Source organism: Paenibacillus ottowii, from assembly GCF_006874425.1.
Lineage (GTDB): Bacteria > Bacillota > Bacilli > Paenibacillales > Paenibacillaceae > Paenibacillus > Paenibacillus ottowii.
The window spans coordinates 167597-181918 of record NZ_VIJZ01000001.1 but is presented as its reverse complement, the minus strand read 5'-3'; the positions used below and the strand labels follow the sequence as shown (position 1 = coordinate 181918).

The window sequence follows — 14322 nt, the reverse complement described above, 5'->3', positions numbered from 1 at the left end:
CTTTTAGCTTTGTTTGAGTTTGCTAAAAACGGGCTTTCGTTCGGTCAGAAAGTACAGCAGGACCAGAGCCGGGAGAACTGTACCCAAACCAGCTGCAGTCTGCCAGCCACCTTGAGCGTATGCCCAGCCACCCAAGGAAGAGCCAGCTGCCCCGCCCAAGAAAAATAATGACATGAACAGTCCATTCAAGCGTCCTCTTGATTCTTTGCCAATCGAATAAATAGCGCGTTGACCCAATACCAGATTGCCCGAAACAGCCATATCCAGTGTAATTGCAGCGACAACCATCAGCAGTAAACCCACAACAGAATGACCTTTTACCAGTACGGCAAGCAGGAAGGAAAAAACAGCCACCACCAGGAATGTGCCGGTCAAAGCCCGGGTCCAGCCTTTGTCGGCTAATCGGCCACAAATAGGTGCGGCAATAGCGCCACCCACACCAGCTAAGGCAAACCAGGCAATCCCCTGCTGCGAGAGGCCAAAGTGATCCGCCAGATGCAGAGGAATAACGGTCCAGAACAAGCTAAAGGCGCCAAACAGACAAGCTTGATAGAAAGCGCGGCGACGTAGAACGGGTGTACGGACAAATAGGAAGCCAAGCGATAGAATCAATTGTCGATAATTTAATGTAGGTGTCGGTTTCCGTTGTGGAAGCACACGCGACAAAACAAGGGTAAGCAGGGCAATCAAAACCATCATTATAAACCGCAAAATTATTTTTTTATACTTTTTTCCCATGCGCCCCTAACGGATATACCTGTCTCCATAGCAGCGTGTTCTAAATCATGAATGTCCTTTTTTTCTAGTGTAAGAGTTATAGCAGTTAATGCATCGTCAATATGTGCTTCTTTGGTAACTCCTATAATGGGTACAGTCCCCTTTACAAGGGACCAAGCCATTGCTACGGGGGCCGGTCCAACTTTATATTTGTCCCCAATCTCGCTCATAACATTGATTAAATTTTGAAGTTTTCTCAGGGTTTCTATACTAAAGGCTTCTCCTCTTCTTGTATTGCTTTGGAACGGATGATTAGCATTATATTTGCCTGTTAGTGCTCCTTGTTCCAGAACCATATAAGAGAAGAAAACGATATGATTATCGTTACACCAATCGATAATACCTGCTTCTTCTGATTCCCTATACAATAAGCTATAGTGATTTTGAACGGCTGCAAGTTCCAAACCCTCATTTTCCAGAATGCTAACAGCCAATTTCAATTCATCCAAGTTATGATTAGATACCCCGATGTGTTTAATCTTATTTTCCTTTGCAAGGGGGATGATTTCTTGTATCCATTTTTCAACATTCCGGGGATTGTGAATCCAATAAAGGTCAATATTTTCCCTACAAAGTCTCTCCATACTTTCCTTTAATGACTTCCTCATGTTTTGCTCTTGGCCATCGAAGGGTGTGAACTTTGTAGAAATCAATATATCTTGTTCTTCCTTAATGAAATGGCCTAAAATGGTTTCCGATGCGCCATAACCATATACGGCTGCAGTATCCCATAAGGTAAAACCATGTTTAACGGCTTTTTCATAAACAGGTCTCAAGTCCTCCGCAGTATAGTTATTTCCAAAAACCCGGTCTCCACCGTTAACACCTGTGCCCCATGACCACGTTCCCAGTGCAATAGCCGGTATTTTGTCGTTTTTCATGGTTACATATTTCATGATGAACTCCTCGCTTTCCAAATTTTAAATCTCCTCCGCAATCGCTCTTCTGATTCTGCTCAACGACACGGGTGTAATTCCGATATAAGAGGCGACATAGGCTAGATTGATACGCTTCTCCAATTGGGGATACCCTTTTCTAAAATCCAAATACCTCTCCGTTGCACTTTTTAATAAAAAACTGCTCTCTCTTTGAATTTTATATTCCAACTTACGTTCCAATAATTTTGTATAAGCTTTCATGCAATATATATGATTCTCTATTAATTTTTTGAAATCATTACATGACATGGACATAACGACACTATCCTCCAAAGCCTCGATACAACGGTTTGAAGGTTTATGATCAAACAATATTTCATAACAAAGCACTGAACCCTCTTTTGAAAAAAATCTTGTGATATCATCCCCATTAACATCGATATAAAAGCTTCTTAATAAACCGGAGATAACAAAATATATTTCTTTTTGTACAACTCCCTGATGAACTAATAAATCTCCTTTAGCAATTTTCTTTTTTGTAAACTCATTCATTGCATGGTTAACGACCTCTTGTGGCAGCTTATCCTGCATAAGCAGTTCAATTGAATATTGGATTTGAGCGAATTCATCCTCCATCTGTTTCCTCCTTCACTCCCATACTTTATATTTGGTTGCATTCAGAATTCTACAACATCTGTCTAGATTATATTTCCATACTCACACCTTGTAATTAACAAAAGATAATAATATGTATATTAAGCAAGCCCACTTTCCTACACTCCGCAGCAGCGTTCATCCATAGGTTATCAATCATCCATTTTACATTTTTTGTAGGCTAACGGTGTCATGTTCATCGCTTTTCTGAATCTTTCTATAAAATAGCTGGTACTATTAAATCCGACCTTATAGGCAACTTCTGTAACGTTAGATTCTGCTTGTTGCAATAAGACCAAGCTTTTTTGAATCCGATAATCCATGACATAATTCAGCGGAGTTATCTTTAACACTCGTTTGAAATATCGGCAGCATTCAGAACGGCTCAATTGACCAGCTTTCGCAATATCATCTAATGTGACTTTTTCAGCGTAATGCAAATAGATCCAATTTAACATTTGCTTGATCCGCTGACTCTTTACCATTTCCGTCTGGTCATATTCTAATTTAAAGCCATTCGTGACCAAGTTTTTCCAGATCATTGTTAAATGCATGGTAATATCCATCTCAAAGTATGGTGATTTTTGTTGAATACATTGATTGATTTTCAAAATGGCATCTAAGATGTTTTTCCCCCAGAGCTCATTAGAATCTATATATACATAAGGTAAGTTAGTTGCTTGAATATAAGGGGCTACATAGGGGCTGTAAAGTTCTGGTGATAAAACGTAATGAGGAGAAGCGTTTAAACAGATATACACACAACCCGATTCATTCTGATCTTCCGCCATGTGTAGGCAGCCACTATTTATGAATAAGCCATCACCTTGTCGTACGATTTGTTTGTCTTCATTTATTTGAAAGATGGCTTCCCCTTTTACAACCAGAACAAATTGAATTTCATCATGCCAATGAAGAGGTATATGTCCATGTATATTTTGGCTAATCGTTGTTTCATAACACGCAACCGGCAGTACGACTGTCCGGTGCTCAGTTAGTTCTTTTAGGTTTTGGTCAACCATGAAATTTTTTATTTGCAAATCATCACAACCTCAATATATTTATATTTTTTTATCATATTCAAGTATTATTCGAAAAAAATTTCACCTATTATAACACTATTATTATATCTCAAGGTGGAGAATATTCATGAACAAATCAGCTAGAAGAACAGGATTACTTCTTGTGATCACAGGAGCTATATTTTGGGGTGTCAGTGGGACCGTTGCCAAAAAACTCTTTCAACAAATCGATGTCAATTGGCTTGTAACGATACGTTTGCTCATGGCTGGTGTTTTACTGTTGGCCGTGCAATTTTTGGTAAAGGAACGTTCTCAAATATGGGCTGTATGGAAAAATAGAAGGACCGCTTTTCAACTCATTGTCTACGGTTTGGTGGGTATGCTAGCGGTTCAATATACGTATATGGCATCCATCCAAAGTGGTAATGCTGCTGTTGCGACACTATTACAGTATTTAGCACCTGTAATGATTATCATCTATTTAGTTCTGCGAAAGCACATTGTCTTCACCCGAAAGGATCTGACAGCTATTTTCCTGGCTTTAGTGGGGTGCTTTTTCTTGTTAACAAATGGCTCTATTTCTCAACTATCCGTTCCGAAGATCGCAATCGTTTGGGGTATCTTATCAGCAATAGCCCTGGCTTTTTATACCTTATACGCAATACCTCTTCTGAAGCAATACGATTCCCTGGTTATTGTGGGTTGGGCTATGGTCATTGGCGGTTTGGGATTAAGCTTGATCCATCCACCTTGGCAAATCGATTTTAAAAGCTTGACACCAGAAACCTATTTATACCTAGCATTCGTTATTATATTCGGTACAATGATCGCATTTTGGTTCTATATAGAAAGTTTACAAAGTCTATCACCAAAAGAAACAAGCTTTCTAAGTAGTTTGGAACCGTTAGCTGCTGTTCTAACAACTGTGTTTTGGTTAAAAGAGCCTTTTGGCTTCTTCCAATGGATGGGTGTATTATGTATCATCGGACTGATCTTGTTATTGGCATTCAATAAAAAGCCTTCTTCAAATAACCAATCAAAAGAAGATAGCCCGCTTTCAGAGTGAGTAAATTTTACGGGTAGGCATTAGGATAGTACTGCTCGTTAATTGAGAAGACGACAGCCGTTACAATGGCTGCCGTCTCATTATATTGGTGAAGCTACGGTTTGGGTTTCGTTTAATAATACATCCGAACGTTAATTTGTTTTTTGGGGAGGTTGCATAATCATAAAAGGTATATTTTGTACTCCAACCATTCGTACATACGTAAATAATTGGCCTTTATGGTGAATCTCATGGTCTTTCGCCGTAGATAGCCAGAAGCTCCCCGTGCCAAGGAAGTTTTTAAATTCAATCTCCTTTTCTAGGTGTTGAGCATTTAATTCCTTCAATTCTCGGATTGTTTCCTCTGTCAATTGATCGACTATGCTGCGTATATCGGCTATTGTGTGATATTGGTCTATCTTTGCCGGTGGAGTGAAGGTACCATTTTTAACGGTTTTCACGAACATTTCCATAGAACTGGCTATATGAACAATTAGGGAACCCATAGGCATCGCATTGTCCCAGGGTTTAAAGTCAATATGTTCATCCGGAATCACTTCAACCAATTCTTGCAACACCAATCTGTGCCTTAGCCATTCCTGAAGATACTGAGCTACTACAGACATGCTACCAACCTCCAAAATTTAGTAGTTTCCTATAGGTATTAATTCTATACTTGCAACCCATTACCTTCTTTTATGAAAAGGATACAGATGAAATAGGAACGATTTATCATCCGATGGGCGTTCCATCAGGTAATTTAATATCTGGTTTCAACAAAACCACGTCCCCCTTTTCGGGTATTCCGCCAAGGACTAATACCTCTGACTTAAAGCCTGCTATTCGTCGAGGAGGAAAGTTGACTACAGCTATGATTTGTTCCCCTATCATCTCTTCAGCTACAATACCGCATCAAGAAAAGTAGTGAATTACTAACCTCAACGCAATATACCATAACTGAAATAGCCCACAGAGCGGGCTTCAATCACGTAAATCACTTCATTCAGTCGTTTAAAAAACGTTATAATAAAACACCTAAAGAATTCCGCAAATTTAGAAATGAATTCATGAATTAAGAATTGAAGTTGTTGATATTAGATCTATTAGTATACTCTGCAACTGCAAAAAGAGAGAACTTTATGTGAATGGGCTACATTATACCGTTAGATAGGCAATCGACAAAGCTCCTGTGAATCATCACGGGAGCTTTATTGTGAATGTAATACCTTTTACCTGTAACGTTCAGGATTATCTGTCTGACCAAGAATAAAGTCGATACTCACCTTGTGGAAATCCGCCAATTTGATCAAGACAACACTTGGGATGTCCAGGTTTCCATTTTCATATCGGGAATAGGTTGTTTGTGAGATTTGTAAGAAGTCAGCACCAAGTCGAACAAGAATCGAAGCGGACAGAATAGTGCTGTTCAAGCGATAACATTCACCTTTGTGCCCGAATTTCAAACTTTTTAGCTTGATTAAGAAATACGACCGCGTAGTGGCACCGCATGTACATTTTTAACTCAGCCTGTATACTAAAAAAGTTTTATGCGAATAACGCATAGATATCAATATGTATCTTCCATATGTAGTAAACTTTGCTTGGATGATAGATTTACGTGATAACAAAGACTTAACACAACAGTATTCATAGGAGGCAGGATAAAAAAATGATTTTGGAGGATATTTATTATTATGGGAACTGGCGTCCCAGTGAACAAGTAAAGTCAACCGACCCTGAATCTCAAAAAGTGAATCAAAAAATTAGCGATCTTATGGAAATGTTGAAAAATAAATTACCAGCAGTCGATTTTGAGCAAATTGAAGTCATGTTTGATTTATTAAGCGAGTCAACTTCCCTGCACTCCGCAGCAGCGTTCACCCACGGTTATCGGACGGGGGCATTAACGATGATTGAAGTATTTAGCAGTGAGAAAGAATGAGTTGCTGGTCATAAACGATAAGGAAAATGATGGAGAAAAGAGCACTTTATCAGCTTAAATAAGCCCAGTTTACAGCACGCCCTGCAACTACAAAAGGGAGATGGCGCTTTGCCATCTCCCTTTCTCTTATTCCTACTCACACTTCCTGCTTAAAAACATAGTACCTATACAGGTGGTCGGTGAGCGGAGCGGGCAGAATTGTTCTGAAGAAGCGGAGCGTTCGCCTTTGCAACGGGATTTTAACCTTACCAGGTGTCATATAAATGATAAAATCCCGTTGTAACAGCGATCGGAAGAATAATCTGCACGCGCAGCGCCTCCCCTCGGAACAACTATGTTTTTAATCCCCCACCCGATTCAAAAACACCTTCGTCCGCTCCAGCTGCGGATTGCCAAAAATCTGCTCCGGTGTACCAGACTCTGCAATTTCTCCGTTGTCCATAAAAATAACGCGATCCGCCACATCTCTCGCGAAATTCATTTCATGGGTCACGATGACCATCGTCATGTGCTCCTCAGCCAGCTTTTTGATCACTCGCAGCACCTCGCCTGTCAGCTCGGGATCAAGGGCTGAGGTCGGCTCGTCGAATAGCAAAATATCAGGGTTCATCATCATTGCCCGGGCAATCGCCACACGTTGCTTCTGGCCCCCCGACAATCGGGACGGATACGCATCAGCTTTATCCGCCAAGCCGACTTTAGCCAGCAACTCGGTGCTCTGGCGCCGCAGCTCAGCCTTGCTCACCTTTTTCACCAGCTTTGGAGCCAGTTCCAGATTATCCTGCACCGTCAAATGAGGAAACAGATTAAAATGCTGAAATACCATGCCCATCCCGGTAGTAATACTCTTAATATCACCTGCCGAAGCGTACTGACCGTTTTCCACCAGTGCCTTATCATGGATGCGAATCGTCCCGCCCGTCACATCTTCCAGGTGTACCAAACTACGGAGCATGGTACTTTTCCCTGAACCTGAAGGACCGATGACAGCTACAACCTCGCCCGCCTTAACATTAAAGCTCACTCTTTTCAGAACGTCGAGCTGGCCGAACGATTTTTTCAAATCGGTTACTTCTATTGCGTTTGTGTTCATATCCGACATTCCTTTTACTCAAATTTAAAACGTTTTTCCAGCGCCCTAAAGAATATGGTAAGCACCAAAGCCATCAACAAATAAATAACTGCTGCTACAACATAAGGCACAATCGTAAAATCGCGGTTTACAGCTGTATTCGCAAAATGCAGAAGTTCCGGTACCGCTACCGCATACAGCAAAGCCGTATCTTTCACCAGGGTTGTCGCTTCATTGGTTACCGCAGGCAAAGCAATCCGTACCATTTGCGGCACAATGACTCTAATCAGCGTTTGCGACTTGCTTAGGCCCAGCACTTGCGAGGCTTCGTATTGCCCTTTATCAATCGACAACATCCCGCCTCTAAAAATTTCTGCAAAATAAGCCGCATAATTCAGTACAAACGCCAGTACCGCTGCCGTTGTCCGGTCAAGTACCAGATATTCCCCAATAACAGGCAACATCGGCAAACCAAAGCAAAAGAACAATAATTGCAGCAAAAGCGGCGTACCCCTTATAACATAAATGTACGTGTGCATCAGCCAGGCAATAGGTTTAAACCGACTTTTAGCCAGCAGCGTAACGATAAATCCCAGCGGAATAGACAAGATGAGCGTAATGAAAAATAAAATAACCGTCATCTGTGCCCCTTCAAGCATAGGCTTCATAATTCGTAAAATATATTCCATACTCATAACCTTCGACTCCTAAACCCTTAGTTCAATACATTACGTATTAATTTAATACTTTATCTTCACCGAACCATTTTTTTGAAATCTCAGCCGCTTTTCCGTTCTTATGCAGCTCACCCAAAGCAGATTGCAGTTGCGTCAACAGCTCTTCGTTCCCTTTTTTCACGCCAATGCCGTATTCCTCAGGAGCCAGTGATTCATCAAGCAGCTTATACGTCCCTGGTTCCTTAGACATATAATACTTGGCAACAACCTCGTCAATGACAACAGCATCTAGGCGACCGGTTTTCAAGTCTGTCAAAGCGAGAACGTTGTCCGGATACTCGGACACTGACTTCAATTTACTTTTAATCGGATTCGCATCCAATGCATCGGCTGCTGAGGACAACGTTTGAAGTCCCACCGTTTTGCCCGTCAGATCAGCCAGCTTGGAAAGACTGGAGGCAGCCGGAACAACAATTACCTGACTATTTTTCAGATATGGCTTCGTGAACAGCACCTTTTCCTTACGCTCATCCGTAATGGTGTATCCATTCCAAATGAGATCAATACGTCCACTGTTCAGCTCGGATTCTTTGGCAGACCAGTCAATCGGCTGAAATTCCACTTGTTTGCCCATTTGTTCCCCGGCCGCCTTCGCATAATCAATATCAAAACCGGTTAACTCGTTATTTTCATCTCTAAAGCCCATCGGCGCGAATTTATCATCAATTCCAATAATCAACTTGCTGTTATCCTTACCGCCGGAACATCCGGCCAGCACGATCATAATCAACCCAATCATCATCGTAAACATGGCTGCTTTTCTCATTTTATTCCCCTCCAACAATGGTGACCCCCGTATTTAAGAATAGGCGGCAAACGCTTTAGTTCGTTAACACGTTATCAGAGTATCATCATACCATACCACAGGATACTCGTCGAGAGGAATCAGCGGAATCTTATTCTTATAAAAATGGAAAACTTGTGACGAAAATTTGACCTGTGTTCTATAATGTAAAACCTTACCTTGACATGTTAGCTTATCCGTTTTATTATTTTTCCTAGTATTCTTATATGCTTTTATACATTTCGGGGAATTTGGCAGCAATAGAATGTAAATCAGCTTGATAGACAGGAGAAATAATGTCCCATGTACATTTTAAAACGTCTTTTCACGATGCTCATTACGTTATGGATTATCGTCACTTTAACGTTTATTATCATGCACATCATTCCGGGAGATCCGTTCTCGAACGATTCCAAGACCATTCCAGAGACCGTATTGCAAAACATGCGTGCTCGGTACAATCTGGACAAACCGCTCGCTGTGCAGTATGTATTGTATCTCAAAAATCTGCTCGTGCTGGATATGGGGCCGTCTATTCAATCGAAAACAACAGATGTAAATATGCTTATCGCCAGAGGCTTTCCACCTTCTGCACTGCTGGGCATTCAATCCATCGTGGTTGCGATCGTAGCCGGTATTTCGCTCGGAACATTGGCTGCTTTACACCATAATCGACCACTGGATTATATCTCGATGTTTATTGCCATTGTTGGTATTTCTGTACCCAGCTTCATATTGGCACCACTGTTAATCAAGTATGTTGCCGTCAAATGGCATCTGCTTCCAGTCGCCTCATGGGGAACCTGGCAGCATACAGTGCTTCCATCGCTAGCTCTCACCGTTTCACCTCTTGCCGTTATTGCCCGTTTTATGCGGACAAGTATGCTGGAAGTCATGCATGAGGAATTCATACGCACCGCCAAAGCAAAAGGCTTGTCCTCCTGGGCAGTGGTTATTCGTCACGGTCTACGTAATGCATTGATTCCGGTGCTGTCCTTTATCGGACCACTATTCGCTTCTGTGATTACAGGTACTTTTGTCGTCGAAAAAATATTCGCTATTCCAGGCATCGGTAAATATTTCGTAGACAGTATTTTTAACCGGGATTATCCAGTCATTATGGGTACGACCATTTTCTACAGTGCCATTCTGGTCGTCACTTTGTTTTTAATTGATATTTCCTATCGCCTTGTCGATCCGCGAATCAAATTAGTCAGCAAAGGAGATTAACATGAAAGCAGCACCTACTGTCGAAAAAGACAGCCTGTTTAGTCTTGTAGACCGCAGTCAGATGCCCACCCCCGCATTAACCAGACCCCAAGAGTCACCATGGCGGGATCGGCTTCGCAGACTTTTCAACAACAAGCTTGCTCTGTTGGGGCTTTCCCTACTTATCATTATTATGGTGCTGGCGATTGTCGGGCCTTCCATGGTCCCTTATGCACCCAGTGATCAATCCCTTTTGAAGACGAATCTCTCTCCTTCGAAAGAACATTGGTTTGGCACAGATGATCTGGGGAGGGACGTATGGGCACGGACATGGGCTGGGGCCAGAATCTCACTTATGATTGGTTTTGCTGCTGCTGCCATTGATTTGGTGCTTGGCATTTTCGTCGGCTGTGTAGCTGGTTATTGTGCGGGCCATGGGAAAATGGGCGACCGAATCGACAATGTCCTGATGCGTATTATTGAAATCTTGTACAGCATTCCTTATCTGCTGGTTATCATTCTGCTGCTTGTCATTATGAAGCCCGGCCTGCTCACGATGATTATTGCTTTATCTATTACCGGATGGGTCGGTATGGCCCGGGTCGTACGCGGGCAAATCCTACAGCTCAAGCAGCAGGAGTACGTGCTGGCCGCCCGCAGCCTGGGGACATCTCATTCACGCATTATTTTCAGGCATCTGCTGCCGAATGCAGCGGCCATCATTATTGTGAACCTGACGTTCACTATTCCGTCGGCTATCTTTGCCGAATCGTTCCTGAGTTTTCTCGGTCTGGGGATTCAATCTCCTTCGGCAAGCTGGGGGACGATGGCTAACGATTCACTCGGCGTTATTTTAAGCGGTCAATGGTGGCGCTTATTCTTCCCTGGACTGATGATTTCTCTCACCATGCTGGCATTCAACACACTTGGAGACGGGCTTCAGGATGCACTTGATCCGCGTTCACAGCATTAACAACAGAGATATCCAATTGGACAAGAAAGGGGTGTCACTATGGTCCGCAGCTTCTACAGCTTCTCGCCGAACCGCAGAAAAAACGGCAATTCCTTTAAGGTGGTGCGCACACGCGGCATACCTGCCGGAAAGGAGGATGAATAGCTCCCGGTACGGTGTACTTTATTTTTTCGATAACTAACCATAAGCGATGGAGGAAAACGACGATGAAAAAAATGCATTGGATGACAATCATCTTACTTTTGGCTGTAACGGCTTTGGCAGGATGCTCTGGCACTGCGGACAAGACAGCAAGCAACGATTCGTCCGCTGCGTCTCAAGCAGATGTCCCGCAAGAAATTACAGCCAATCTGGCAGGTGGCGAGCCTTATACACTTGACCCTGCATTCGCATCAGATACAACGTCCTATTTTGTCATTGATAACCTGTATGAAGGGCTGTATACATACGACAAAGCCGGTAAAATCGTAGAAGGTGCTGCCAGTAAAGTAGACGTATCTCCTGACGGCAAAACGTACACCTTTACCATTCGTGACGGTGCAAAATGGTCGAATGGTGACCCGCTGACGGCTAAGGACTTTGAATACTCCTGGAAACGGGTACTGAATCCGAAAACGGCTGCCTACGATCCTTCTGCTCTCTACTACATTAAAGGTGCTGAAGCGTATAACACAGGCAAGGGTAAAATCGAAGATGTAGGTGTTACAGCTAAAGATGATAAAACGCTTGTCGTTGAGCTAAAATCACCGCTGAGCTTCTTCCCAACAATTGCTGTGGGTCACGCCTATTTACCTGTGAACCAAGCTGTGGTAGAGAAAAACGACAAATGGGCAGCTGAAGCTAACACAATTGTCGGCAACGGCGCGTATGTAGCTAAGGAATGGAAGCATAACGAGCAAATTACGCTGGCGAAAAACGATCAATACTGGAACAAAGATGCCATTACAATGGCAACGATTAACTTTAAAATGGTTCAAGACTCCACAACCTATTATCAAATGTACAAAACAGGCGATTTGGATCTGATCTTGAGCCTTCCCGTAGATACACTGGATCAAGAAAAGAGCAACAAGGAATTCCTATCGCATCCGTCTTTTAGTGTGTACACGTATTCTTTCAACGTAAAACAAAAACCTTTTGACAATAAAAAAATCAGACAGGCCATTGCCTACGCCATTGACCGTGAAGCCCTGGCTACCAACGTAACCAAAGGCGGCGAAACTCCAGCATACGGATATGTTCCATACGGGACAACAACACCTTCCGGCAAGGACTTCCGTGATGAAGCACCGAAAAAATACTATGAATTTGATGCGGCCAAAGCAAAGCAATTGCTGGCTGAAGGTCTAAAAGAAGAAGGTTTGACCAAGCTGCCTCCGATCACCTTTAAATACAACACGTCGGACAAGCATAAAAAAGTAGCTGAAGCCATTCAGGAAATGCTGAAAACGAATTTGGGGATTGAAGTGACGCTGGAGAATCAGGAATGGAAAACATATATTGATACCTTTAAGCAAAAGAACTTCCAGATTGCTCGTATGGGCTGGGAAGGAAACTTCCTTGATCCACTTGGCGTATTGGGGCATTATACTTCCAAAAATTCGAACAACTTTACCAACTGGAGCAATCCAGAGTACGACAAGCTGATCGAATCCTCAACCTTTGAGCTTGATCCGGCAAAACGCTTTGAACAGCTTCATCAGGCGGAAGACGTATTGATGGATGATCTGCCGATTATTCCGATTCAGTTCTCTGCGGATACAGCATTAATCAGTCCTAAAATTCAAGGGATCGTATTTGATGCTCGTTCGAACCCAGATTTACGTTTTGCAAAACGGGTCGAAAAATAATGATTTTACGTTTTGGAATCACTGCCCTGATTGTTGGTACCTTAGGATTTTTATATGCCGCGCCTCATCTCATCTATGGTCGTGAAAACCTGGCTACCGCGAATCTACTATTTCTATTAGGGTTGCTAGGCTTGGTGATCGGTGCGATCTTCCATGTTCTGCAAAGTGGCTTCCTCACCCTCTTCCTGCGGGGATTTGCCGACATCGGGCAGTTGTTCATTCGTCAATCCAAGGCATTACAGGAGGAAAATGAACGTTTGCGTTCCGATGAATCCCTGTCAGCCTGGAAAACATCCATGTTCCGCCACCTCAAGGTATATACCTCGGGGTGCGGGGCGGGACTTATACTTTGCTCAGTGGTATTAATGGGGATGAGTTAAGGAAATGAGAAGCTTTCTTGCGGTTGGTGGACGCTGCGCGTGCAGATTGTTCCTCCGATCGCCACCGCCCCCGGATTTCTATTAAACTAAAACCTGTAAAGGTTAAAATCCGGGGACAAAAGCGAACGCTTCGCTTCTCCAGAACAATTCTGCCCGCTCCGCTAGCAACCGCCAATAGAGCTTCTATACGTTTTAGTGATTGGTAATATGAAAAGAGAGAGTTCCGCAAAGCGTTTGCTAGCGGAGCTCTCTCTTTTTTCATTTTCTATATAACTTTGAAAAGTTTCTCATAGTACTACAAGACTTATTAGCCTTAATAAATGCGCTTTTCCTTCGCTTCTTGCAGCCATGACGGGAACTCGTTAAGTAATAGTTCGTATAGTTGATTGTCTTCCATTGATTCAATATCTTGTATTTGAAAGAAATTAGCGTTATCTACCACACGGCCTTCTATGTTGTCTAGCTTCTTTAATACGCCAAAGTCGGATTCACCCACACCGATAAATTGCCAAAAAATTGGCTCTCCTGATGAATCAATGACCGCGTTGTCAATGTTATCCCCTTTGCCACGCTTCACACCGCCATCATTAATAAAAATAACAAAAGCCGGATCTGAAGAGGTTTCTTCCTTAGTGTACTTGGCAATGACATCGCGCATCACTGGAGGCTCATCATTTCTACCAAACTTGGGCAAATAATCATTGGACAAAATATGTTTTTCAACATAGTTGTCAACGTCATTTTCGGTAACGGCTGGCAACCGTGAAAAACGGTGATCATACACCCACACATCCAGTACCCCATCATCATCCAAAGAACTTGCTACAGCAACAATTCTCTCCAACACTTTTTGGACGGTTCCATTTTTGTACAAACTTCTCATAGATCCAGAAATATCGAGCACTAATCCAACTCTTGCGGTCACATTTGTTAGATTCTTTTTAGTCAGTACCAATTGCGCATTCTTTTTAAGTAAAGAAATACCGCTCATGTTCCCCA

Annotated in this window: 15 protein-coding genes and 3 pseudogenes; 7 read left to right on the top strand and 11 right to left on the bottom strand. The window is 42.6% G+C overall.

Annotated elements, in window-relative coordinates:
• Positions 1–3 precede the first annotated feature (3 nt).
• The 4 genes and pseudogenes from FKV70_RS00880 to FKV70_RS00865 all read right to left on the bottom strand — a co-directional run.
• A pseudogene (locus tag FKV70_RS00880) lies at positions 4–693 on the bottom strand (MFS transporter); the annotation flags it as partial.
• A 20-nt stretch (positions 694–713) separates the two neighbouring features.
• The gene (locus tag FKV70_RS00875; RefSeq protein ID WP_244310601.1) at positions 714–1694 is read right to left on the bottom strand and encodes an aldo/keto reductase; all 981 of its coding nucleotides are present in this window, start codon (positions 1692–1694) and stop codon (positions 714–716) included.
• A gap of 3 nt (positions 1695–1697) precedes the next feature.
• On the bottom strand, positions 1698–2291 hold the full coding sequence (locus FKV70_RS00870; protein ID WP_142611524.1) for a Crp/Fnr family transcriptional regulator: 594 nt from the start codon (positions 2289–2291) through the stop codon (positions 1698–1700).
• Between the two features lie 170 nt (positions 2292–2461).
• Positions 2462–3349 carry an AraC family transcriptional regulator gene (locus tag FKV70_RS00865; protein ID WP_142611523.1) on the bottom strand — a complete coding sequence of 296 codons (888 nt, stop codon included), beginning with the start codon at positions 3347–3349 and terminating at the stop codon, positions 2462–2464.
• Positions 3350–3458: 109 nt separating this feature from the next.
• On the opposite strand from FKV70_RS00865, the gene FKV70_RS00860 reads away from it, so the two are divergent.
• On the top strand, positions 3459–4397 hold the full coding sequence (locus FKV70_RS00860; protein WP_142611522.1) for a DMT family transporter: 939 nt from the start codon (positions 3459–3461) through the stop codon (positions 4395–4397).
• 131 nt (positions 4398–4528) lie between these two features.
• Here FKV70_RS00860 and FKV70_RS00855 read toward each other — a convergent pair whose 3' ends face one another.
• Complete coding sequence (locus FKV70_RS00855) at positions 4529–5002, bottom strand: DinB family protein (protein WP_142611521.1); 474 nt, start codon at positions 5000–5002, stop codon at positions 4529–4531.
• 106 nt (positions 5003–5108) lie between these two features.
• Positions 5109–5279 (bottom strand): annotated as a pseudogene (locus FKV70_RS00850) (tRNA-binding protein); the annotation flags it as partial.
• Between FKV70_RS00850 and FKV70_RS00845 the strand changes: the two are divergent.
• Positions 5276–5452: pseudogene (locus tag FKV70_RS00845) on the top strand (helix-turn-helix domain-containing protein); the annotation flags it as partial. The pseudogenes FKV70_RS00850 and FKV70_RS00845 sit on opposite strands and share 4 nt — an antisense overlap.
• 153 nt (positions 5453–5605) lie before the next feature.
• Here FKV70_RS00845 and FKV70_RS00840 read toward each other — a convergent pair.
• Positions 5606–5806 (bottom strand): helix-turn-helix domain-containing protein, encoded by a 201-nt coding sequence (locus tag FKV70_RS00840; protein ID WP_142611520.1) that lies wholly within the window; start codon positions 5804–5806, stop codon positions 5606–5608.
• Between the two features lie 239 nt (positions 5807–6045).
• On the opposite strand from FKV70_RS00840, the gene FKV70_RS00835 reads away from it, so the two are divergent.
• Complete coding sequence (locus FKV70_RS00835) at positions 6046–6318, top strand: DUF6809 family protein (protein WP_142611519.1); 273 nt, start codon at positions 6046–6048, stop codon at positions 6316–6318.
• Positions 6319–6658: 340 nt separating this feature from the next.
• Here FKV70_RS00835 and FKV70_RS00830 read toward each other — a convergent pair whose 3' ends face one another.
• The 3 genes from FKV70_RS00830 to FKV70_RS00820 are packed head-to-tail and all read right to left on the bottom strand — an operon-like array spanning position 6659 to position 8893.
• The gene (locus FKV70_RS00830; protein WP_063210847.1) at positions 6659–7411 is read right to left on the bottom strand and encodes an amino acid ABC transporter ATP-binding protein; all 753 of its coding nucleotides are present in this window, start codon (positions 7409–7411) and stop codon (positions 6659–6661) included.
• A 14-nt stretch (positions 7412–7425) separates the two neighbouring features.
• A complete protein-coding gene (locus FKV70_RS00825) occupies positions 7426–8085 on the bottom strand; it encodes an amino acid ABC transporter permease (RefSeq protein WP_017426315.1) in 660 nt (219 codons plus the stop codon).
• A gap of 40 nt (positions 8086–8125) precedes the next feature.
• Positions 8126–8893 (bottom strand): amino acid ABC transporter substrate-binding protein, encoded by a 768-nt coding sequence (locus tag FKV70_RS00820; protein WP_142611518.1) that lies wholly within the window; start codon positions 8891–8893, stop codon positions 8126–8128.
• Positions 8894–9214: 321 nt separating this feature from the next.
• On the opposite strand from FKV70_RS00820, the gene FKV70_RS00815 reads away from it, so the two are divergent.
• The 4 genes from FKV70_RS00815 to FKV70_RS00800 all read left to right on the top strand — a co-directional run bounded on the left by FKV70_RS00815 (position 9215) and on the right by FKV70_RS00800 (position 13323).
• Positions 9215–10141, top strand: a complete 927-nt coding sequence (locus FKV70_RS00815) for an ABC transporter permease (protein WP_142611517.1) — start codon at positions 9215–9217, stop codon at positions 10139–10141.
• Position 10142: 1 nt separating this feature from the next.
• On the top strand, positions 10143–11093 hold the full coding sequence (locus FKV70_RS00810; RefSeq protein ID WP_142611516.1) for an ABC transporter permease: 951 nt from the start codon (positions 10143–10145) through the stop codon (positions 11091–11093).
• Positions 11094–11299: 206 nt separating this feature from the next.
• Positions 11300–12943 (top strand): peptide ABC transporter substrate-binding protein, encoded by a 1644-nt coding sequence (locus tag FKV70_RS00805; RefSeq protein WP_142611515.1) that lies wholly within the window; start codon positions 11300–11302, stop codon positions 12941–12943.
• A complete protein-coding gene (locus FKV70_RS00800; protein ID WP_142611514.1) occupies positions 12943–13323 on the top strand; it encodes a DUF3899 domain-containing protein in 381 nt (126 codons plus the stop codon). Before FKV70_RS00805 ends, FKV70_RS00800 begins: the two co-directional genes overlap by 1 nt.
• Positions 13324–13636: 313 nt before the next feature.
• Here FKV70_RS00800 and FKV70_RS00795 read toward each other — a convergent pair whose 3' ends face one another.
• Positions 13637–14314, bottom strand: a complete 678-nt coding sequence (locus FKV70_RS00795) for a vWA domain-containing protein (RefSeq protein ID WP_142611513.1) — start codon at positions 14312–14314, stop codon at positions 13637–13639.
• Positions 14315–14322: the final 8 nt, after the last annotated feature.

Coding starts and splice junctions, on each gene's coding strand:
- FKV70_RS00870 (WP_142611524.1), bottom strand. CDS start 2,291: ATGGAGGATGAATTCGCTCAAATCCAATATTCAATTGAACTGCTTATG.
- FKV70_RS00860 (WP_142611522.1), top strand. CDS start 3,459: ATGAACAAATCAGCTAGAAGAACAGGATTACTTCTTGTGATCACAGGA.
- FKV70_RS00855 (WP_142611521.1), bottom strand. CDS start 5,002: ATGTCTGTAGTAGCTCAGTATCTTCAGGAATGGCTAAGGCACAGATTG.
- FKV70_RS00835 (WP_142611519.1), top strand. CDS start 6,046: ATGATTTTGGAGGATATTTATTATTATGGGAACTGGCGTCCCAGTGAA.
- FKV70_RS00830 (WP_063210847.1), bottom strand. CDS start 7,411: ATGAACACAAACGCAATAGAAGTAACCGATTTGAAAAAATCGTTCGGC.
- FKV70_RS00825 (WP_017426315.1), bottom strand. CDS start 8,085: ATGAGTATGGAATATATTTTACGAATTATGAAGCCTATGCTTGAAGGG.
- FKV70_RS00820 (WP_142611518.1), bottom strand. CDS start 8,893: ATGAGAAAAGCAGCCATGTTTACGATGATGATTGGGTTGATTATGATC.
- FKV70_RS00815 (WP_142611517.1), top strand. CDS start 9,215: ATGTACATTTTAAAACGTCTTTTCACGATGCTCATTACGTTATGGATT.
- FKV70_RS00810 (WP_142611516.1), top strand. CDS start 10,143: ATGAAAGCAGCACCTACTGTCGAAAAAGACAGCCTGTTTAGTCTTGTA.
- FKV70_RS00805 (WP_142611515.1), top strand. CDS start 11,300: ATGAAAAAAATGCATTGGATGACAATCATCTTACTTTTGGCTGTAACG.
- FKV70_RS00800 (WP_142611514.1), top strand. CDS start 12,943: ATGATTTTACGTTTTGGAATCACTGCCCTGATTGTTGGTACCTTAGGA.
- FKV70_RS00795 (WP_142611513.1), bottom strand. CDS start 14,314: ATGAGCGGTATTTCTTTACTTAAAAAGAATGCGCAATTGGTACTGACT.